Source organism: Candidatus Nitrotoga arctica, from assembly GCF_918378365.1.
GTDB classification, from domain to species: domain Bacteria; phylum Pseudomonadota; class Gammaproteobacteria; order Burkholderiales; family Gallionellaceae; genus Nitrotoga; species Nitrotoga arctica.
Genome location: NZ_OU912926.1, coordinates 2568566 through 2590166, shown reverse-complemented (window position 1 = coordinate 2590166; position 21601 = coordinate 2568566). Strand labels below are relative to the sequence as shown.

Annotated in this window: 16 protein-coding genes and 2 pseudogenes; all 18 read left to right on the top strand. The window is 47.8% G+C overall.

Annotation, left to right across the window (positions count from 1 at the left end; genetic code table 11):
• The first annotated feature begins 114 nt into the window (after positions 1-114).
• Positions 115-540 carry a ribosome maturation factor RimP gene (gene rimP, locus MKZ32_RS11830; RefSeq protein WP_239797453.1) on the top strand — a complete coding sequence of 142 codons (426 nt, stop codon included), beginning with the start codon at positions 115-117 and terminating at the stop codon, positions 538-540.
• Between the two features lie 233 nt (positions 541-773).
• Positions 774-2246, top strand: a complete 1473-nt coding sequence (nusA, locus tag MKZ32_RS11825) for a transcription termination factor NusA (protein ID WP_239797452.1) — start codon at positions 774-776, stop codon at positions 2244-2246.
• 247 nt (positions 2247-2493) lie between these two features.
• Positions 2494-5121 carry a translation initiation factor IF-2 gene (gene infB, locus MKZ32_RS11820; RefSeq protein WP_239797451.1) on the top strand — a complete coding sequence of 876 codons (2628 nt, stop codon included), beginning with the start codon at positions 2494-2496 and terminating at the stop codon, positions 5119-5121.
• A pseudogene (rbfA, locus tag MKZ32_RS11815) lies at positions 5114-5464 on the top strand (30S ribosome-binding factor RbfA); the annotation flags it as partial. The gene infB and the pseudogene rbfA, both read left to right, overlap by 8 nt.
• A gap of 110 nt (positions 5465-5574) precedes the next feature.
• The gene (gene truB, locus MKZ32_RS11810) at positions 5575-6489 is read left to right on the top strand and encodes a tRNA pseudouridine(55) synthase TruB (protein ID WP_239797450.1); all 915 of its coding nucleotides are present in this window, start codon (positions 5575-5577) and stop codon (positions 6487-6489) included.
• Positions 6490-6623: 134 nt separating this feature from the next.
• The gene (gene rpsO, locus MKZ32_RS11805) at positions 6624-6893 is read left to right on the top strand and encodes a 30S ribosomal protein S15 (RefSeq protein WP_173052917.1); all 270 of its coding nucleotides are present in this window, start codon (positions 6624-6626) and stop codon (positions 6891-6893) included.
• A gap of 113 nt (positions 6894-7006) precedes the next feature.
• On the top strand, positions 7007-9118 hold the full coding sequence (gene pnp / locus MKZ32_RS11800) for a polyribonucleotide nucleotidyltransferase (protein WP_239797449.1): 2112 nt from the start codon (positions 7007-7009) through the stop codon (positions 9116-9118).
• A 93-nt stretch (positions 9119-9211) separates the two neighbouring features.
• Complete coding sequence (gene earP / locus MKZ32_RS11795) at positions 9212-10429, top strand: elongation factor P maturation arginine rhamnosyltransferase EarP (protein ID WP_239797448.1); 1218 nt, start codon at positions 9212-9214, stop codon at positions 10427-10429.
• A 6-nt stretch (positions 10430-10435) separates the two neighbouring features.
• A complete protein-coding gene (gene efp / locus MKZ32_RS11790) occupies positions 10436-10996 on the top strand; it encodes an elongation factor P (RefSeq protein WP_239797447.1) in 561 nt (186 codons plus the stop codon).
• A gap of 422 nt (positions 10997-11418) precedes the next feature.
• On the top strand, positions 11419-11823 hold the full coding sequence (mscL, locus tag MKZ32_RS11785; RefSeq protein ID WP_206752335.1) for a large-conductance mechanosensitive channel protein MscL: 405 nt from the start codon (positions 11419-11421) through the stop codon (positions 11821-11823).
• 284 nt (positions 11824-12107) lie between these two features.
• Positions 12108-12371 (top strand): exodeoxyribonuclease VII small subunit, encoded by a 264-nt coding sequence (locus MKZ32_RS11780; protein ID WP_239797446.1) that lies wholly within the window; start codon positions 12108-12110, stop codon positions 12369-12371.
• Positions 12364-13275 (top strand): polyprenyl synthetase family protein, encoded by a 912-nt coding sequence (locus MKZ32_RS11775; protein ID WP_239797445.1) that lies wholly within the window; start codon positions 12364-12366, stop codon positions 13273-13275. Before MKZ32_RS11780 ends, MKZ32_RS11775 begins: the two co-directional genes overlap by 8 nt.
• Entirely contained in the window at positions 13275-15143 is a 1869-nt protein-coding gene (gene dxs / locus MKZ32_RS11770) for a 1-deoxy-D-xylulose-5-phosphate synthase (RefSeq protein ID WP_239797444.1), read from the top strand. Before MKZ32_RS11775 ends, dxs begins: the two co-directional genes overlap by 1 nt.
• 234 nt (positions 15144-15377) lie before the next feature.
• Positions 15378-16037 carry a peroxiredoxin gene (locus MKZ32_RS11765; RefSeq protein ID WP_239797443.1) on the top strand — a complete coding sequence of 220 codons (660 nt, stop codon included), beginning with the start codon at positions 15378-15380 and terminating at the stop codon, positions 16035-16037.
• A 284-nt stretch (positions 16038-16321) separates the two neighbouring features.
• Positions 16322-17128, top strand: coding sequence for a GTP cyclohydrolase FolE2 (gene folE2, locus MKZ32_RS11760; RefSeq protein ID WP_239797442.1), 807 nt, complete (start codon positions 16322-16324; stop codon positions 17126-17128).
• A gap of 137 nt (positions 17129-17265) precedes the next feature.
• Complete coding sequence (locus MKZ32_RS11755; RefSeq protein ID WP_239797441.1) at positions 17266-17934, top strand: HNH endonuclease; 669 nt, start codon at positions 17266-17268, stop codon at positions 17932-17934.
• Between the two features lie 154 nt (positions 17935-18088).
• A pseudogene (fdxA, locus tag MKZ32_RS11750) lies at positions 18089-18409 on the top strand (ferredoxin FdxA); the annotation flags it as partial.
• 361 nt (positions 18410-18770) lie between these two features.
• Positions 18771-21590, top strand: coding sequence for a PD-(D/E)XK nuclease family protein (locus MKZ32_RS11745; RefSeq protein WP_239797440.1), 2820 nt, complete (start codon positions 18771-18773; stop codon positions 21588-21590).
• Positions 21591-21601 lie beyond the last annotated feature (11 nt).

The following is a 21601-nucleotide window of genomic DNA, read 5'->3' as shown; positions in this document are numbered from 1 at the left end:
ATCCTGTAGAATAATAATGAGGTGAGGTCAATTTCCACTAACAGATTATTTTTGCTATAATCCGTGCAGTTTTCCAGATGGGCCTAGGCCCATTTTTTATTTGTGGGCATGATTATGGATGTGGCGAGATTGGTGGAAACGACGGTGACTGGCTTGGGGTATGAGTTAGTTGACTTTGAATTATCTGGCAGGGGCTTGATGCGAGTACTTCTCGATCAGGTAATGGGAATTACGGTGAAAGATTGTGAATTAGTCAGTCACCAGCTGACCCGCTTGCTTGCAGTAGAGGGGGTGAGTTACGGGCGCCTTGAAGTTTCATCTCCGGGGTTGGATCGGCCGATCAAGAAAGAAGCAGATTTTATACGCTTTCGCGGCCAGAAGGCGCAGTTAAAATTGCGCATCCCGTTGGCAGGTCGTAAGAATTTCATCGGCATTCTCGGTAGCCTTGAGAATGGTGTATTACAGTTAGATGTGGATGACAAGCAGGTGTTGATCGAGCTATCGAATTTGGATAAGGCGCATTTAGTGCCTACATTTTAATATTATGACCGTTTGCTTGCGGTAAACGATTTGCTTAAAACGAATGCTTTTAAAATTCGCTTTACGCGTTATGCATAAAAAAGTTGTGTTTGTCTGGCCCCGCAATGTGGAAGAGCAGGATGGTTACTTATGCATCTGGCTGAAATAAAATTTAACATAACAAATATTAAGTATAAAAAATAAGCGAGTGAGCGTGTTAGTTTGAAAAACATTCCGGTTGGTTGGAGGCAGTGATGAGTCGTGAAGTTTTATTGTTAGTTGATGCCTTGGCGCGTGAAAAAAACGTGGACAAGGGAATCGTGTTTGGTGCGCTGGAGTCTGCTTTGGCGTCCGCAACCAAGAAGCGTTTTATCGAGGAGTCTGATGTACGTGTCAGTATTGACCGTAACACGGGTGAATATGTGTCATTTCGTTGCTGGCAGGTAATGGATGATGAAACTTTCGAAACGCCTGATCTGCATGTCAAGCTTAGCGAGGCTCGGAAACGTAATCCGGATATTCAGTTGGAAGAATTTATTGAAGAGCCTTTAGAGTCCATTGACTTTGGACGTATAGGTGCACAAGCAGCCAAACAGGTGATCTTTCAGAAAATCCGTGACGCTGAGCGCGAACAGATTCTAAGTGACTTCATGGAGCGAAAGGAGCATTTGATATCCGGCACGGTAAAGCGCATCGAGCGTGGCAATGCCATCGTCGAGTTTGGTAAGATTGAAGCGCTGCTGCCACGTGATCAGATGATTCCAAAAGAGAATATGCGTGTTGGAGATCGTGTGCGCGCCTATTTATTGCGTGTGGATCGTTCAATACGTGGACCGCAAATTACCCTGTCGCGCATCACACCTGAATTCTTGATTAAATTGTTTGAACTTGAAGTTCCGGAAGTTGAGGAGGGGCTGCTGGAGATAGTTAGTGCTGCGCGCGATCCAGGAGTTCGCGCAAAGATATCGGTACGCTCCCACGATAAGCGGATAGATCCGATTGGCACTTGTGTGGGCATGCGTGGCTCACGTGTGCAGGCTGTAACCAATGAGTTGGCGGGCGAGCGTGTTGACATTGTATTGTGGTCGGAAGACCCTGCTACCAGTGTAATCAATGCCCTGGCCCCCGCTGACGTGACCAGCATTATGGTAGATGAAGACAATCACAGCATGGATGTGGTAGTTGAGGAAGAAAATCTTGCGCAGGCTATTGGTCGAAATGGGCAGAATGTACGCTTGGCCAGTGAGTTGACCGGATGGGAGCTTAATATTATGACTATGGAGGAATCCAGCCAGAAGAATGAGCAGGAATTTTCCAAGGTGCGTGATTTATTCATGGGCAAGCTCGATGTGGATGCAGAGGTGGCGGATATTCTAGTCCAGGAAGGTTTTAATACACTAGAGGAAGTGGCTTATGTGCCACTGAATGAAATGCTGGAAATCGAATCACTGGACGAGGCAACAGTGAATGAGTTGCGTAGCCGTGCGCGTAATGCTCTGCTGACTGCAGCAATTGTCAATGAAGAGCTGGTGGAGCATAACATTGAGGATTTGGTTAAACTTGATGGTATGGACGAGCAAACCGCGCGCGTTCTAGCAAGCAAGGGCATCGGCACACAGGAACAGCTTGCTGATTTGGCCGTGGACGAACTGGTTGAACAGGCGGGCATAGATGAAGAACGCGCAAATCGGTTAATTATGGCTGCCCGCGCTCCTTGGTTTGTTTAATGGAGTTGACTTAGGATAATTATGTTAACCCGAACGATTCATAAATTTGTATGATAGATATTCCAAATATTATTAAATATACAAATTTTGTATAAGGGTCAATGCGGTCATATATGCATATTCGATGAACAAAATCTTGCTTGGTAAAGACTAGCGAGGGCATAAATTATTTAAAGCGGTTCTGGTTACTGTTTCTGTTGAGTATTGAGAGCTATAAGTCTCAAATTTTGGGGGTTAAGGGGTAGTGATGGGAAAAATGAATGTAGCGCAGTTTGCTGGCGAGCTCAGCTTGCCAGTTGGATTGCTGCTTGAACAACTACAGGCGGCCGGGATTGCCAAACAGCAGGAATCAGACAGCATATCGGAGCAGGACAAGGCACAATTGCTGGAGCATTTGCACAGCACGCATGGTAGTGGCAGTGCCAAAAGTAAAAAAATTACATTGACTCGCCGTGAAACCACGGAGATCAAGAAGGCGGATAGCACAGGCAGAGCCCGCACCATTCAAGTCGAAGTGCGCAAGAAGCGCGTGGTTGCACCAATCACAGCTGTCGAGATAGAACAACCAGTTGTTGTTGTAGTAAAAGTCATCCCAGCGCATGCTGTAGTAAAGACCTCAAAAGCGGAAATATTAGGCGAGCAGGAGATTGCTCTGCGTACTGAAGAAGCACGTAATCAGGCAGAATTAGCCTCGCGCCAGGCCGCCGAAGTCCAAGCCAAGAAAGAACACGCCAAACGCAAAGCGGCGCCAGTTGTCGAACCTGTGGTGCCGCCCATTAAAGTGCCAGAAATCAATGTGGTTTCAATTACCGAAGTAGCGGCAATCGCTGTTGCTAAACCTGATTTGGCCGAAGGTACGCTGCACAAGCCTATGCCCAAGCCTGGTGATAAGGTTGTTCGGCCTGCGGCCAAAAAAGGTGTTAAAACCGCCGCCCCAGATAAAGCCAGTCCATGGACCGAGGCTGGTCACAAAAAACGCACCCCGGCAGTCATTGATGCGCGACCTGGCGGTTGGACGGCTGGCCGTGGAAATGTTAGCCCACGCCATCATGCCAAGCATGTCAAGCAGGAAGAAACTGCCCAGCATGCTTTCTCTTTGCCGACTGAACCCGTCGTGCATGAGGTCATGGTGCCAGAGACAATAAGTGTCGCTGAATTGGCACAGAAAATGTCAATCAAAGCCATCGAAATTATCAAGGCACTAATGAAACTGGGCTCCATGGTGACCATTAATCAGGTGCTGGATCAAGAAACCGCGATGATTGTGGTGGAAGAATTGGGGCATATTGCCAAGCCAGCCAAAGCGGATGATCCTAGTGCTTACCTGACAGAATCTGAAGAGCACAAGAATGCTCCTCTCGAGCCGCGCGCTCCAGTAGTTACCGTGATGGGTCACGTTGATCATGGTAAGACCTCATTGCTAGATTACATCCGTCGAACCCGCGTGGCCAGCGGCGAAGCAGGCGGCATCACGCAGCACATCGGCGCTTATCATGTAAATACCCCGCGCGGCATGGTTACTTTTCTTGATACGCCGGGCCATGAGGCATTTACGGCAATGAGGGCACGCGGTTCGAAAGTGACTGACATTGTGATTTTAGTAGTTGCAGCCGACGATGGTGTAATGCCGCAGACCAAAGAGGCAATCCACCATGCCAAAGCAGCCAACGTACCCATCGTGGTAGCGGTGACTAAGATTGATAAGCCTGATGCTAATTCCGAGCGCGTAAAACAAGAATTGGTTGCCGAGGGTGTGGTACCGGAAGACTGGGGCGGTGACACCATGTTTGTTGAAGTGTCTGCAAAGAACGGACTAGGTATCGACTCCTTGTTGGAAAGTGTGTTATTGCAAGCTGAATTGCTGCAACTCACCGCACCTAAATTGAGCTTGGCCAAGGGCATTGTGATTGAAGCTAGGTTGGATAAGGGCAAGGGGCCAGTGGCGACCATATTGGTGCAGTCTGGTACCTTGAAGCGGGGTGATGCAGTGCTAGTCGGCGTAGTATCCGGACGCGTGCGTGCCATGCTGGATGAGAATGGTAAGGCAATAAATGAGGCAGGGCCGTCAATTCCAGTGGAGATTCAGGGGTTATCCGAAGTGCCTATAGCGGGTGAAAGCGTGCTAGTACTTTCGGATGAGAAGAAAGCACGTGAAATTGCTTTGTTCCGTCAAGGCAAGTTCCGTGCTGTGAAACTAGCCAAGCAGCAGGCCGCCACGCTGGAAAATATGTTCGAACAGATGGCAGAAGGTGAAGTGCGTATGCTGCCATTGATTATCAAGACCGATGTGCAGGGTTCTTGTGAAGCTATTGCACATGCCCTGCAAAAACTATCAACCGATGAAGTCAAAGTTAACCTGATTCACAGTGCCGTGGGCGCGATCAGCGAATCCGACATTAACCTGGCACTGGCTTCTAAGGCAATCGCGATTGGTTTTAATACCCGTGCCGATGTTGCTGCGCGCAAGTTGGCGGAATCTGCTGGCGTAGATGTGCGGTACTACAATGTTATCTACGAAATGGTAGATGATATTAAAGCGGCTCTGTCAGGTATGCGGGCGCCGGAAAAAAAGGAAGTTATCCTTGGTATGGTGGAAGTACGTCAGGTATTCGTCATCTCCAAGATTGGCACTGTGGTCGGTTGCTACGTAACCAGTGGCATAATCAAGCGTAATGCACAGATACGAGTGCTGCACAACAATGTGGTTATTCATACTGGCGAACTGGATTCGTTGAAACGCTTTAAGGATGACGTTAAAGAAGTGCGATCAAATTTCGAATGTGGTTTATCGTTGCGTAATTTTAATGACCTTGAAGTGGGCGATCAGCTTGAAGTATTTGAAATAATCGAAGTGGCCCGCCCTCTAAATGCCTAAAGGCTATGCCAGGACAGACCGGATAGCCGAGCAGATTCAGCGCGAGGTGGCTCAACTGTTGCGCCTCGAAGTGAAAGATCCGCGCGTGCGCATGATCACTCTCACGGGAGTTGAGGTTACCAAAGATTATTCCCACGCCAAGGTGTTCTACACGACCCTGGACGGGGTAAGCGATGCAGTGCAGCAAGGCTTAGAGCATGCAAGCGGTTATTTGCGTAGCCAACTCGCACATTCAATGAAATTGCGCATCATGCCGCAACTGCATTTTATTTACGATCCGTCGATTGAACGTGGCGCGCATTTATCGCAGCTTATTGATCAAGCGGTTGCCAGCGACAAAACATTAAACAGCTCTTCCGAAGCTCCTTTGGGCCGCTTGTCAAAGGAGGGCGAAGTCGAACACTCGCTTCTTCCTGACAAGGAGGGAGCGAAGGACGTTTCGAGAAGATAATTATGACCCGCATAATGCGTCCATTAGATGGCGTTTTGTTGTTCGACAAGCCTCTAGGACTCAGTTCCAATATCGCCTTACAAAAGGTACGTCGCTTGTTTCAGGCGGAGAAGGCGGGGCATACTGGTACGCTTGATCCCTTGGCGACTGGTCTGTTACCTGTTTGTTTTGGCGAGGCTACCAAGTTCACCAGCTCATTGCTGGAGGCGGACAAAACTTATTGTGCCTTGATTCGGCTTGGTCAAACCACTACTACGGGCGATGCCGAGGGCGAAATTACCAGCACCTATGCTGTAGAGTTGGATCAAGCACAGGTATGCGCGGTGTTACGCAATTTTATCGGTGAAATTCAGCAAATGCCGCCTATGCATAGCGCCATCAAACATCAGGGAAAACCACTGTATGAGTACATTCGTAAGGGCGAAACTGTAATACGTGCAAGCCGTAGCGTGATCATACACGAGCTGATATTGGAGCGCTTCGCTGGTGACGAGATGGAGATTACAGTGCGTTGCAGTAAGGGCACGTATGTGCGCACGCTGGCCGAAGATATTGGATTGGCTTTGGGGTGTGGTGCGCACCTACAAGGATTACGCCGTACAGCGATTGGCCGATTTGGCCTTGAAGGTGCATATAATTTGGCGCAGATGGAGTCGGTAACCATGCTAGAACGAGAGGCATACATTTTACCGTTAGATAGTTTGCTGCAGGATCTACCTGTGTTTGATCTGGATGTGGTGCAAGTGACCCGCATTGCTCAAGGGCAGCGGCTTGCCATTGAAGCAGCATTGCCGGACGGCAAAGTTCGATTATATGGCGCAGGTTGCTTCATTGGAGTAGCCGATCTTATGGAACAGCGACTGACTCCAGTAAGATTGTTGTCCAGCGTGGCTAAAAGCGCCGCTTGCATAGAATAGGTTGCGGCTTTATTAAAGGTATTTCTGATAGAGGCGCTCGAGAAAATGAATCGTTCTTGTCCGAATAGACTTGAGTAACCGCCGCATTCGAGAGTAAAATGCGGCACTTTTTTATTTAGTGGAGTGTGAATATTATGTCTATTACGGCAGCGCAAAAAGCGCAAATTGTGACTGATTACCAACGAATTAAAGGTGATACTGGCTCACCAGAAGTACAGGTTGCACTGATGACGGCTCGTATTAACTACTTGACTGGTCATTTTAAGGAACACATAAAGGATCACCATTCTCGTCGCGGTCTGTTGCGATTGGTGAGCCGTCGCCGCAAGCTCCTGGATTACCTTAAGGGCAAGAATGAGGGCAGCTACCGTGCATTGATTCAGCGTTTGGAATTGCGCAAGTAATAATATATTAAGTGGGTCGCAGATGCGACCCACGTTGTTTTGGGCGAATTTATCCCAGTTATGGTTTTATTCCATGGCGCATTAGCGCCACGTCATGCACAGAGAGGCGTACTTTGAGTCACTACAAGAAAACATTAGCGTATGGCAATCATCAGCTCACCTTGGAAACTGGGGAAATCGCACGTCAGGCTAGTGGAGCAGTTGTTGTCAGCCTGGATGATACGGTTGTGCTGGTTACCGTGGTAGGCAGGAAAAATGCCAAACCGGACCAAGATTTCTTCCCATTGACTGTGGATTATCAGGAACGTACCTATGCTGCAGGCAAGATTCCAGGCGGTTTCTTTCGACGTGAAGGACGTCCTAGCGAAAAGGAAGTCTTGACGTCTCGTTTGATCGATCGTCCGTTGCGCCCGTTGTTCCCGGAAGGTTTTTATAATGAAGTGCAAATCGTTGCTACGGTGATATCTTCCGATAATCAGATTGATTCTGATATTCCTGCCATGATTGGTGCCTCTGCTGCCTTGGCGCTGTCCGGAATTCCCTTTGATGGTCCCATAGGCGCGGCGCGCGTCGGTTATCTTAACGGTGAATATGTACTCAACCCGACTGCAGATGAACTTACTCTATCCAAGATGGATCTAGTTGTTGCTGGTACGGAACAGGCAGTCTTGATGGTGGAGTCAGAAGCACAAGAACTACCTGAAGACATCATGCTGGGCGCAGTCATGTTTGGCCACCAGCAAATGCAAGCAGTGATTCAGGCAATCATCGAAATGGCGGATGCAGTTGGTGCACCGGATTGGGATTGGAATCCACCTGTTCATGACATTTTGTTGAGTTCAAAAATTGCCGAACTGGCCGAAAATAGCTTACAGCAAGCTTATGCCGTTCGCGAGAAACAGGCGCGTACCAATCAGGTGGACGCGATTCGTACGCGCGTTTTGGAAGCTGTGTTTGCATCGGAAAATGGTTCGGTACCAAAAAATCATCTTAATGATCTGTTCCAAGCACTGGAATCTAAAATTGTGCGCGGCCAGATACTAAGCGGTGAACCGCGGATCGACGGGCGTGACACACGTACCGTGCGTCCAATTACCATACGCACTGGCGTATTACCACGCACGCATGGTTCGGCCCTGTTTACCCGTGGTGAAACTCAGGCACTGGTAGTGGCCACTCTAGGCACTGCACGCGATGCGCAGAAAATCGATGCGTTGCAAGGCGAATATTTGGATCGCTTTATGCTTCATTATAATTTCCCCCCATATTCCACCGGCGAAACTGGTCGCGTCGGTACACCAAAGCGACGTGAAATTGGCCATGGTCGTTTGGCAAAGCGTGCCCTAGTTGCAACGTTGCCGAGTGAGGATGAATTCGGATATTCCATTCGCGTGGTTTCTGAAATCACTGAGTCGAATGGATCCAGTTCAATGGCTTCAGTATGTGGCGGTTGCTTGGCGATGATGGATGCCGGAGTGCCAGTCAAGACTCATGTGGCAGGTATCGCCATGGGTTTGATTAAAGAAGGCAATCGTTTTGCTGTACTGACCGACATTCTTGGCGACGAAGATTATCTGGGTGACATGGATTTTAAGGTGGCGGGGTCAGAACAGGGTATTACTGCACTACAAATGGACATCAAGATCAACGGGATAACAAGTGAAATTATGCAAGTTGCCTTGAGCCAAGCGCGCGAAGGACGCTTGCATATTCTTGGTATCATGAAGCAGGCCATGCCTGCGGTACGTGAAGAGGTGTCGGCACATGCCCCACGCATGATTAAAATTAAGATCAACCCGGAGAAAATTCGTGATGTGATTGGCAAGGGCGGTGCTGTGATACGCGCGTTAACTGAGGAAACGGGTACTACTATCGATATCGACGATGAAGGTAACGTAACTATTGCCAGTATTAGCGGTGAAGGGGGAATGTTAGCAAAAAGACGTATTGAGGATATTGTAGCGGAAGTTGAGGTAGGCAAAATTTATGAAGGCCCGGTTGTCAAACTGTTGGATTTTGGTGCGATTGTGAATATCATGCCTGGGAAAGATGGTTTGCTTCACATCTCGCAAATTTCAAATGAGCGCATTAATGTTGTGTCGGATGTCCTGAAAGAAGGTCAGATTGTAAAAGTCAAAGTGCTGGAGGCTGATGAGAAAGGACGCTTACGCTTGAGTATGAAGGCTCTTATTGTGCCAGAGCCTGGAGTTCCTGTTTCAGAGTAAAGGTTGAAAACATAGTGTGATAAAAAAGCCCCTTGGTATGGGGCTTTTTTATTTAGAAAATAAAAATGATTTTAAATGCACATTACGAATGGAATGAATAAACCGATTACCTGCGATATCTTTTGTGCCGTGATAGACAATTTCGGTGACATTGGTGTGTGCTGGAGGTTGGCTAAACAACTGGTGCACGAGCATGATATGACAGTGCGACTATGGGTGGACGATTTGTTGAGTTTTCGCAGGTTACACCCGGCAATCAGCCCAGATATGCAAATACAGCATTGTCTTGGCGTGGAAATCAGACACTGGAATTCAACTTTTTTGGAGCTTCCATTTCCAAAGATAGAGCCGGCGCAACTGGTGATCGAGGCGTTCGCATGTGAACTGCCCGAGTGCTACGTGGCAGCGATAGTGGGACAAGAGTACAAACCGATTTGGGTTAACTTGGAATACCTCAGTGCGGAAGAATGGGTGGCTGGGTGTCATTGTCTACCCTCACCAAATCCTTCTTTGCCCATCACCAAATATTTCTTTTTCCCGGGATTCACCTTACAAACTGGAGGTCTGCTGCTGGAGCGAGATCTCATCGCACGACGTGATGCATTTCAGAGTGAGCTGCACACGCAGGCTGCATTTTGGCGAGCACTGGACGTGCCATTGCCTAAACCTGATGAAGTGCGTGTGTCATTATTCTGTTATGAAAACATTGCGCTGCCAGAATTATTTTCTATTTGGGCGAAGGCCAATATCCCAATGCTGTGTTTAGTGCCGGAAGACTGTGTGTTGCCTCAGGTAGCAGCCTTTTTTGGGAGGGAACTTGTTGTAGCGGGTGACACATTGCAGCACGGTAATTTGGAAGTCCGCGTATTACCGTTTATCGCGCAGGAGCGTTACGACGAGCTGTTGTGGGCTTGTGATCTTAACTTTGTGCGAGGGGAAGATTCTTGCGTACGCGCGCAATGGGCGGGCAAGCCATTTGTTTGGCACATCTATCCTCAACAGGACAAGGTGCATATAAAAAAATTGAGCGCTTTCATGGATTTGTATTGTTCTGGACTGCAGCCAGACGCAACACAAGCATTGTATAGCTTGTGGCAAGGATGGAACATTGAACACAATGGAGGCCAAGCGGCCTCGACAAGCTTAAAGACTGCTTGGGACGATTATTGGGAGCACATAGCGCTATTGCAGAGGCATGCGCGCGAATGGTCGCAACATTTATCCGGCAATAGCCTTGTTTTGAATTTGCTGAATTTTGTTCAAAAAATTGATAGAATAGGCAGTTTAGAATGTAAATTAGATTTAAGGTAAGCAGACATGAAAATAGCACAAGAACTGCGCGCAGGTAACGTTGTGATGGTCGGTAGCGACCCCATGGTGGTGTTAAAAGCAGAATATACCCGCTCGGGCCGTAATGGTTCGGTCGTTAAAATGAAATTCAAGAATTTGTTAACAGACTCGCCGAGCGAGGCAATATACAGGGCAGACGACAAATTTGAAATGGTTTTGCTTGATCGAAAGGATGCTACTTATTCTTACTTTGCTGATCCTATGTATGTGTTTATGGATGCTGATTACAATCAGTATGAGGTAGAAAAAGAAAACTTAGGTGAATCGCTCAATTACCTCGAAGACGGTATGGCCTGCGAGATGGTCTTTTATAACGATAAAGCCATTTCGGTGGACCTGCCCAATACTGTCGTACGCGAAATTATCTACACCGAACCGGCAGCGCGTGGTGATACCTCCGGCAAAGTAATGAAGCCTGCCAAAATTGGTTCCGGTATAGAGTTGCAGGTGGCTGCATTTTGCGAAATTGGTGATCATATTGAAATTGATACACGTACTGGCGAATTTAAGCGTCGTGTTAATGCTTGATGACCCTAAGAGAAGGCTATGTTCACACTAACATATTGGCTATAACGTACGTTGAACTAAATTGCTTTCGCGGTGGTACTCCGACCCCACCGTTTCATCTTCTCCATATTCCCATGTTACATAGCTGCAACTGACTCGGCAGTCAACCGGACGGTGCGCGATAAAGCCGCGTAGCGTCCGGTTACTGCTACGTTCAATTGCTGCGGCTTAGGAACTAGTTTTGCCTCCCCTTTTGTTGTGCCCAATTGTTTTCGTTGGATGTTAAACTTAAAGTCTAGACCCATCAGTCAGATGAGTTTGGAGGCTTGTTTAGGGGCAGCTAGATCCAAGAAACGGAGGTATCCATGGCAATACTGATGGGAATTGAGTTTTAAGTCACAATGATAATATATTCAATCACCTTAATATGAAGGAGAAATATCATGGGCATGATGAAAGAATTCAAGGAGTTTGCTGTCAAGGGTAATGTTATTGACATGGCCGTAGGCATTATTATTGGAGCTGCATTTGGTAAAATTGTCTCGTCTTTTGTTGGCGATATAATTATGCCTCCAATTGGAGTTCTCTTAGGCGGAGTTGATTTTTCCAGTTTGGCGTTCACCGTTCAGGAGGCCAGAGGCGGAGCACCAGCTGTTGTGATCAGCTACGGGAAGTTCATCCAGTCAATGATTGATTTTGCGATTATTGCTTTTGCAATATTTGTGGCAATAAAAGGTATAAATTCATTAAAGAGGGAATCGGAAGAGAAACCGGCAGAGCTGCCAAAAATTTCAAATGAAGAGGTGCTCCTTACGGAAATTCGTGACTTACTTAAAGAACGAAAATAAGCTGAGTATTGAACTGGATCTTTAAGAGCAGTGAACTTGATACTTACAGTATCCGTAATTATGGCGCGTGGTGATGGCATAGCCAAGATCAGCAGGCTCACCAGATGAGCCTGCTGAGTTTTGTGGCTAATCAGGAATGGGTATGACTCGAGAGAATGAACAGGTTTAATATGACAATATTGAAAAAATATTGGCCCCTGACTTAACGCATTTCGCGACGGAAGAGCATAAGATTCAGGTTAAGGTAAAATACGCCGCAACTTTAGCAAATGGAATGTACATACATGGTAGTAAAATCCCAAAAAACACCCAGCTTTGAGGTAGCACTGGCCGAACTGGAGCAGGTAGTCGCTGATATGGAGGTGGGCAAGCTGTCGTTGGAAGACTCGCTGTCAGCTTACCGGCGCGGTGCTGAGCTGTTACAGATTTGCCGAGGCCGTTTGGAGGATGCGCAGCAGCAGGTGCGTATTCTGGAAGAAGGCACGCTACAAAATTTTTCTACCAATCCTACTAGTGTGAGTGATTTTGCCAAGCGAGAAGATGACTAGACCTAAGATGCTTGGCATTGATTTTCAAATTTGGGCGAGTTCCCACCAGAGTCGTTTCGAGGATCAGTTACAACAGCTGTTGCCACAACCGGATATTGCTCCGCAGCGTCTGCACGCAGCCATGCGCTACAGTGTATTGGATGGGGGTAAGCGTGTGCGCCCGCTGTTGGCTTTTGCTGCCGGTGATTTGGTCGGGGCGGACAGCATGCGTGTCAGCATAGTCGCTGCTGCCGTCGAACTGATTCACGCTTATTCATTGGTACACGACGACATGCCATGCATGGATAACGATGTGCTTCGACGAGGCAAACCTACCTGTCATGTGGAGTACGATGATGCCACTGCGCTGCTGGTCGGCGACAGTTTGCAAAGTTTGGCGTTTCAGTTGCTGACCGAGCATCAACTCAGTAATGATGCCGTGCAACAATTGGCTATGATCAAGCTATTGGCTACAGCATCCGGGTCGCGTGGCATGGCGGGCGGACAAGCGATTGATTTAACGAGTGTGGGCAATCAGCTGAGCGTGCCGGAACTTGAATTCATGCATATTCATAAAACGGGTGCGTTGATTCGTGCTGCTGTTTTGCTCGGTGCCCAGTGTGGGTCTGCGCTAGGGGAAGTGGAATTGGCTAGGCTTGATCGCTACGGGAAATGCGTTGGATTGGCTTTTCAGGTGGTGGACGATGTACTCGATAGTGAGGCGGACACTGTCACTTTAGGCAAAACCGCAGGTAAGGATGCCAAACAGGACAAGCCTACTTATGTCACGCTGCTTGGCGTGCAGGCAGCTAAACAGATGGCGGCGGAATTGCATAGCGAAGCATTGGAAGCTCTGGCGGAGTTTGGTGAGCCAGCACGTCGCCTATGTGAGATGGCTAATTTTATTTTATTAAGAAAGTTTTGATGGTTTCGCTGCTTAATACCATCAATACCCCGGAAGTCTTGCGTCAGTTGGATCGCAAGCAATTGCCGCAACTGGCGGACGAGTTGCGTCAGTTCTTGGTGGAGTCTGTGAGTAAAACGGGTGGTCACCTATCTTCCAATCTCGGTACGATAGAGTTAACCATTGCATTGCACTACGTTTTTAATACACCCTATGATAGGTTGGTGTGGGATGTGGGTCATCAAACCTATGCACACAAGATACTTACGGAACGCCGCGAAGCAATGAAAACCCTGCGCATGGCAGGTGGTATTTCAGGTTTCCCTAATCGCGCTGAAAGTGTCTACGATGCCTTCGGTACCGCGCATTCCAGCACATCGATCAGCGCAGCTCTGGGAATGTCGGTGGCGGCGAAAATTGATGGAAGCGATCGCTGTGCGGTGGCTATTATTGGTGATGGTGCGATGAGCGGTGGCATGGCATTTGAGGCACTTAACAATGCTGGTGCGATGAATACTAACCTGTTGGTGATCCTTAATGACAATGACATGTCCATCTCGAGGCCAGTCGGTGCGCTCAATAATTATTTTGCCAAGTTGATGTCAGGACGTTTTTATTCTGCCGTGCGACGCGGTAGTGAAAAAATGCTGAAAGGCATGCCGCCAGTACTTGAATTTGCTAAGCGTGCCGAGGAGCATGTCAAGGGCATGGTTACACCGGGTACGTTGTTTGAAGAATTTGGTTTCAATTACATTGGCCCTATTGATGGGCACGATCTTGATACCTTAATCACAACTCTTGGAAACATACGTCAGCTAAAAGGGCCGCAATTTCTGCATGTTGTCACGCAAAAAGGCAAAGGCTACACTCACGCAGAGGAAGATTGCCTGCTCTATCATGGCGTGGGCAAGTTTGATCCAGAGCAAGGCATCGTTACCAAACCTGTTCAGAGAAATATTGAAGGGCAACCCAGCAAGCCTACTTACACCCAGGTTTTTGGCGAATGGTTGTGCGATATGGCAGAACAGGATAAGCGTTTAGTAGGCATTACCCCTGCCATGTGTGAGGGTTCCGGCCTGGTTGAATTTTCAAAAAAATTTCCACAACGTTATTTCGACGTAGGTATTGCCGAACAGCATGCACTGACCTTCGCCGCCGGGCTTGCGTGTGAAGGTTACAAGCCGGTCGTGGCGATTTATTCTACTTTTTTGCAACGAGCTTACGACCAACTGATACACGATATCGCGATTCAAAACCTGCCGGTGCTGCTGGCGATAGATCGTGCCGGGCTGGTCGGTGCTGATGGCGCTACGCATGCGGGTAGTTTTGATCTGAGTTTTTTGCGCTGCATCCCCAACATGACAGTAATGGTTCCTTCTGACGAAAACGAGTGCCGTCAGCTCTTATACACTGCGTTTCAGCTGGATAGCCCGACGGCTGTGCGTTATCCGCGGGGCTATGGACCGGGTATTGCATCACGTAAGGAAATGCATGCGCTGCCGGTGGGCAAGGGGGAAGTGCGTCGTGCGGGCTCAGGGGTAGCAATTTTGTCTTTTGGTTCTATGCTTGGCCCAGCTCTTGACGCTGCGGAATCACTTAATGCCACGGTTGCTAACATGCGCTTTGTTAAGCCTCTGGATACAGAGCTGGTGCTGCATTTGGGACGCGAGCATGCTTTGCTTGTAACTATAGAAGAAAATGCTATCCAAGGCGGTGCGGGTAGCGCGGTGGCGGAGTGTTTGCAACAATACGGTATGACAAATGCGCTACTCCAACTCGGATTACCAGATAGTTTTTTGGAGCAAGGAGAGACAGAAAAAATGTTGGCTATGTGCGGTTTGGACGAAACAGGTATCGTTGCCTCAATTCGTCAAAAAATGTCTTTATAAATTAAAGTACTGTATTGCTACAGAATTTATAATTGATAAAGATGTTCTTAAGTTAACTTGGGTCTCGCTAAATATATAAATCAGATCAACGGATTATTAGATTTATTTTGAAGTATACTTTTGACGAGTGAAAATTCACAAAAAATATATTTGATTGCAAAAAATAAGTGTGTAATCAATATGTAGTAGTAAAAGGTGTTACGACATAATTTCAATATAAACGGAGGATTGACCATGTCACTACGGATTAATGATGAAGCACCAAATTTTACTGCCCCCACAACTCAAGGTACTATTAATTTTCATGAGTGGATTGGCAACGGTTGGGCAATATTATTTTCTCATCCAAAAGATTTTACGCCAGTATGTACAACTGAATTAGGGTACATGGCAAAACTAGAGCCGGAATTTAAAAAACGAAACTGCAAAATAATTGGATTAAGCGTCGATCCAGTGGAAAACCATACAAAATGGGCAAAAGATATTCAAGAAACACAAGGTTATGCTGTTAATTACCCTATGATCGGTGATGAAAATTTAACTATAGCAAAGCTTTATAACATGTTACCCGCTGAAGAAACGGGTACATCCGAGGGTCGTACTGCGGCTACTAATGCAACTGTTCGCTCAGTTTTTATTATTGGTCCAGATAAAAAGATTAAATTGACACTTACCTACCCGATGTCCACAGGTCGAAATTTTGATGAGATCTTACGTGTTCTGGATTCCATGCAGTTAACCGCCAGATATAAAGTCGCGACGCCTGTCAATTGGAAAGATGGTGATGACGTGATTATCGTACCGTCGGTATCTGATGATGATGCAAAGACAATGTTCCCAGAAGGTTGGAAAACAGTTAAACCTTATTTACGTGTAGTCAAGCAACCGAGTTAAAAGGTAATTTTATGATGTAATCCCCTGGTCTTCCAGGGGACTCCACAAGGTTTTACCTTATGTCTGTCGTATTGAACTTTTGTCCATGATCTTAATGCTTTGACTTACGTACGTTTAGCTTAATGCGGTTAGACGACTTTTTGTCTACATTCAAGCTGCGTTAATCCACCTATTTTTGGTAGTTGATAGCCTCAGTAAGGTATCGGTTGATAACGCTACAGACTATATTAATGTCATTAAATTTATCCGAATTCTTGTATTTCTAGCTATTACATTGCGCAAACATGAACTCTCCCCAGGCTACACTTATTCCTGATGTACAAAGCATGGCTGATACGCGCCATCTGGCGATCAACAAAGTCGGCATCAAGAGTATTCGTCATCCAGTGCAAGTTAAAGACAAAAACACGGGGGTGCAGCATACCGTTGCCACTTTTAATATGTATGTGCACCTGCCGCACAATTTCAAAGGCACGCACATGTCGCGTTTTGTTGAGATACTCAACCATCATGGGCGGGAGATTTCCGTAGAGTCATTTGAAAGCATTCTACGCGAGATGGTTAAGAAGTTAGAGGCTCAGTCTGGCCACATCGAAATGAGCTTCCCATATTTTATCAATAAGACTGCCCCGATCTCTGGTGTGCAGAGCTTGTTGGACTACGACGTTACCTTTATTGGCGAAATTAACAACGGGCAATACCGCTTCACTATGAAGGTAGTAGTGCCGGTAACCAGCCTGTGCCCATGCTCCAAAAAAATATCTGAGCGAGGTGCACACAATCAACGTTCACATGTGACTATTACCGTGCGTACCGGCCGTTCTGTATGGATAGAGGAGGTGGTGCGTTATGCCGAGGAGCAGGCATCTTGTGAACTGTATGGTTTACTTAAGCGTCCAGATGAGAAATTTGTCACTGAACGAGCTTATGATAACCCCAAGTTCGTTGAAGATATGGTGCGCGATGTCGCAGCAGCGCTCAATCGTGACGAGCGTATTGAGGCGTATGTGGTTGAGTCGGAGAATTTTGAATCAATACATAATCATTCTGCTTATGCATTGATAGAGTGGGACAAAAGCGATAACCATTAAATGATTACGAAATGTATTGGTCAGACTCAAGATAAATTGGGAGATTAAATCGAGTCTGCCCCCCAGTTTCTTTTTTTCCAATGGCGCTGTGGGCAATGCGCCCCTTAACTTAAAAACGTTAGGCAGATGAACGCGACATGAGACCGCTAGAAGAAATCATTGTAGAGATTCAAGACTTCCTTGCCCCCACGCTGGATCCGTTTGAGCAAATGCTCTACCACTACCTTTTTCGGCACACATATTTTTCCGGAATCCGGAAAATTGTGGTGCCGGCGCGATCAATTGGGCCCAAACTTGGCAAAGGCCGGAAGGATGCATCCGAACTCGCGCGCAACAATGTCCCAAGAAAGCTTCGGTCGCTTGAAGAAAAGCGGGTCATCAAGATTGTTCGCAAGACCCATGAAGGCACCGAGGTTGAAGTGTTCTTGCCACATGAGATACCTGGCTTGATCGTCGATCACACGCACGAGCACGAGGTCGACGTAGAGATCATCGATTTTTTTTCGACGCCTGAGAATCGAGCGAGAATCGTTGCCCGCGACGAAGACAAATGCCGCTATTGCCTACGACCCATCGATTCGCAGAACGCGTCGATCGACCATATTTCCCCGCAGACTGACGGAGTCAGCCATTCTTTCAGGAATCTCGTCGCGGCGTGTTTTGAGTGCAACTCACGAAAACACGCGCAGAACGCTGACGAATTTCTGCGCGAAAATTACCGGCGCGGGTTGCTTGCTGACGGCGAACTTGAGGATTGTATTACCTACATTAAGATGGTAAAGGCTGGTAAGGTAGTTCCAAATTGACTCCATTCTCAAATCTGCCTAACAACAGCATGCAGCGGGACGGTGAGAAATTGGATTCAGACTCGCTTTACTCTGAATAATTAGGTCGCTATAGCTGACACTGACCTGTATTTTGTTTAAAATGGCAAACATATTTCAATAGGAGTTTGAATCCATGACCTACGTAGTTACCGAAGCTTGTATCAAATGCAAATATACTGACTGTGTTGAAGTTTGCCCTGTGGATTGTTTTTACGAAGGGCCGAATAGCTTGGTGATTGACCCGGATGAATGCATAGACTGCACTCTGTGTGTTGCCGAATGCCCAGTCAATGCAATTTATGCCGAGGATGATTTACCCGAAGACCAACGGCAATTCAGTGCGCTGAATGCAGAGCTCTGTAAGGTATGGAAGTGTATTGTAGAGAAAAAGGATCCACCTGCTGATGCAGATGAGTGGAAAGAAGTGAAGAACAAGTTGCATCTGTTGGAGAAGGAATATGCTCCTGGTGAGGAAGAGCGGAACTATCCTGGTGGGTCAAAGGATGGGAAGGACGAGGATGGCTTGACAGGAATGGATAAGCTGCTGATGCGCTGAAATATTTCTTTCACATTACGAGAATATGTTTTTTGAGTGTTGAATCTGTTGATAGAGATATGCAAATGTTAGCGCATCCCTCGTTATTTATTGCTTCAGTGGTATCGCTAAAGGCTCATAGTTCTTTGTTCCCGCGCAAGCAGTAATGAAGAACATGAGTATGCAAAGTACATCAGTGGGTGCGTAATTTATTTATCTTTCAATCGATAAGTATTAATGATGCTCGCCTGCGCGGGAATGACGATAGAGGTAATAAGCGTTGAACCCGATACCGCAAAGTAATGCATCAACCGCCACTGTTTTTTTTGATTCTGTTGCACGCGTCATTCTGACGCAGCATTCTCACGAAATACCTGATCTGCGCCGTGCCAGGGTATTGTTGCCCAATTACCATGTGTCACAACCATTGGCGCAAAGTTTGGCACGTGTAGCCAACCTGCCTGTGATTTTATTGCCGCAGATGGTTACGCTAAATGATTGGGTTCAGTCCGTTCCCCTCGCACTATCTGTTATTCCCGACACTTGCCGTATCACCACTTTGTATCAGGCACTGCGCGCGCGACGTTGGTTTGCCGATGCTGATCTATGGAGTATCACGCGTGAACTGTTGATTTTGCTGGATGAACTGACACAAAATCATGTCACGCTGCCACAAAGTGCCGAAGATTTTCTATTGCAATTGGAACAAGCCTATCAGTCCAAACGTGGCATCGCCATGCAGTTCGAGGCACGCGTAGTGTATGAACTATGGTATGCGATGAATAATAGTGGCGAACTCGATACCGCACGCGCTTATCAGCAGAGCTTGGCACAACTCGCGCAGCAAGCTGAGTTACCGCTGTATGTGTTATTGACCTCAGATCTTGCCGCGGCTGAAGTACGCTTCCTGGAGGCATATCATAAACGCGCGTCTGTGATGATTATTGATTTGCGCGAGTTGACATCACGACAGCCAGAATGTGCGGCGATGCGCATCATCGCCTCCAGCCGGCCTCGCTTTCCTGACCATATTCCAACGGAAAATGAGAGAGGGGTGCACGATAACTTGAAGGAAGTGGTAGGCAACTCTCGCTCGCAGGAGAGGGTGGAGGAGATGGATGCCCTGTCATTGCGTGAGCAAGCCAATCACCTGCAAAAACATTTCCCTCACGCTGCATTGGGGCACCGTTTGCGCTTTTTTGGCGCTCATGGTTTGGAACAAGAAGCGCGTGCCGCCGAGGTACAGATACGGCGCTGGTTGCTGGCAGGTAAGAAAAACATTGCCATCGTCGCACAAGATCGCATAGTAGCAAGGCGTATGCGTGCATTGCTGGAGCGTGCTGGCGTACTGGTATGCGACGAAACAGGCTGGAAACTCTCAACGTTATCCGTGAGTACGGTGTTAATGCGCTGGCTGGATGCGCTGCAAAGTGATTTCTACTATCAGGATTTACTCGACTTGCTCAAATCGCCATTCATCTTTGCCGATCAAGCCGTGTGCGAGCGTAAGCAGACGGTCTATCAGCTTGAACAACTGGTGCGCAGGCATGGCGTGGTGGCGCATCTTGATACATTTTTCGATTTGACGCAGGGTAATGTTGAGATGCGGATGGCATTGATACGGTTGCGTCAGGCGGCAGAGGTTTTGCATAAAAAAAACGATACGCTGTCCGGCTGGCTATGCGCGCTTTACTCCAGCCTGGAAATTCTCGGCATAGTGCAGGGGCTGAAGATGGATGATGCCGGCATACAGTTGCTGCAGGCGCTGCAAAACTGGCAGCGTGAACTGCATGTCGATACCACGCGCGTTAGCCTGACCGAGTGGCGTCATTGGCTGGCGCAACAACTCGATGAGCACACCTTCCTTGATATAACTATCGACAGCCCGGTGTTACTCACCCATCTTGCCGCAACGCGCTGGCGCAGCTTCGATGCAGTGCTGATGCTTGGTTGTGATGCCGCACATCTGCCGGGCACTGACAACAGCGGACGGTGGTTCAATGATGCGGTGCGCATTACACTTGGCTTGCCGACGCGCGAAGTGTATTTGGCTCAGCAGCGCGATGAGTTACTGGCATTGCTCGCTATGAATGACACCGTGTTGGTTACCTGGCAAGCCAGCAAAAGTGGCGAAGCAAATCTGTTGAGTCCCTGTTTCGAAATGCTGCGTGCCCTGCACGAGTTGGCTTATGGCGACGATCTAACAATAAAGCCGGGGGAATGGGATAAATTGCTTGAAAGCACGCAGGTGCGCAGTGCAGAATTTCCACTGCCCCCTGCGGCTGCAATGCCTGCGCCAGTCGCGCGGCAAGGACTTATTCCGAAACGTATTTCAGCTAGCGGCTATAACAGTCTGGTGGCTTGTCCCTATCAATTTTATGCCCGCCATATTTTGCACCTCAATGAAATGGATGAGGTGCGTGAAGACGTGGAGAAACGCGATTATGGTGAATGGGTACATGACATTCTGCGGCGCTTCCATGAGCAATATCAGGTGCTGGGCAATCATCTGCGCGCCGATCTGGATTCGGCCCTGCTGCGCATCAGTGTCGAGATTTTTGCGCCTGCTGTGCAACGCGATTATTTAGCGCGTGCTTGGCTATTGCGTTGGCAGCAAGCAATCCCCTCATATCTGGACGAACAGTTAAAAAATGAAGCGGAAGGTTGGCGATATCAAAGTGGAGAAGTGCCGTTTGAATTGCCATTGACTGCTGATTTGCTTATGCACGGACGGTTAGACCGTGTAGATGTGCAGGCCAAGGGAGGTAGCGCAGTGCGCGTGCTGGATTACAAGATGATGGATGCGGCCAGATTACGCAATAAGCTCAAAGAAGCAGGCGAGGACGTTCAACTGGCTTGCTATGCCTACGTATATGAGGCTGAAGAAGCCGCATTTATCAGTATCGAAAAAGACAAGGTGATTGCAGTTGCGCCACCACAGGACGTGGCTGATCTGGCGCAGGCAAATATCGCGCGCCTGTTGGAAGTGTTCGAACAGATGCGCAGTGGTGCAGCATTGCCCGCGCATGGGACGGCAGAGGCATGCCAGTATTGCGAGATGCGCGGGCTATGCCGGAAATCGGAATGGAATGAACGCTAATGGAAGAGATG

Coding starts and splice junctions, on each gene's coding strand:
- rimP (WP_239797453.1), top strand. CDS start 115: ATGGATGTGGCGAGATTGGTGGAAACGACGGTGACTGGCTTGGGGTAT.
- nusA (WP_239797452.1), top strand. CDS start 774: ATGAGTCGTGAAGTTTTATTGTTAGTTGATGCCTTGGCGCGTGAAAAA.
- infB (WP_239797451.1), top strand. CDS start 2,494: ATGGGAAAAATGAATGTAGCGCAGTTTGCTGGCGAGCTCAGCTTGCCA.
- truB (WP_239797450.1), top strand. CDS start 5,575: ATGACCCGCATAATGCGTCCATTAGATGGCGTTTTGTTGTTCGACAAG.
- rpsO (WP_173052917.1), top strand. CDS start 6,624: ATGTCTATTACGGCAGCGCAAAAAGCGCAAATTGTGACTGATTACCAA.
- earP (WP_239797448.1), top strand. CDS start 9,212: ATGAATAAACCGATTACCTGCGATATCTTTTGTGCCGTGATAGACAAT.
- efp (WP_239797447.1), top strand. CDS start 10,436: ATGAAAATAGCACAAGAACTGCGCGCAGGTAACGTTGTGATGGTCGGT.
- mscL (WP_206752335.1), top strand. CDS start 11,419: ATGGGCATGATGAAAGAATTCAAGGAGTTTGCTGTCAAGGGTAATGTT.
- MKZ32_RS11780 (WP_239797446.1), top strand. CDS start 12,108: ATGGTAGTAAAATCCCAAAAAACACCCAGCTTTGAGGTAGCACTGGCC.
- MKZ32_RS11775 (WP_239797445.1), top strand. CDS start 12,364: ATGACTAGACCTAAGATGCTTGGCATTGATTTTCAAATTTGGGCGAGT.
- dxs (WP_239797444.1), top strand. CDS start 13,275: ATGGTTTCGCTGCTTAATACCATCAATACCCCGGAAGTCTTGCGTCAG.
- MKZ32_RS11765 (WP_239797443.1), top strand. CDS start 15,378: ATGTCACTACGGATTAATGATGAAGCACCAAATTTTACTGCCCCCACA.
- folE2 (WP_239797442.1), top strand. CDS start 16,322: ATGAACTCTCCCCAGGCTACACTTATTCCTGATGTACAAAGCATGGCT.
- MKZ32_RS11755 (WP_239797441.1), top strand. CDS start 17,266: ATGAGACCGCTAGAAGAAATCATTGTAGAGATTCAAGACTTCCTTGCC.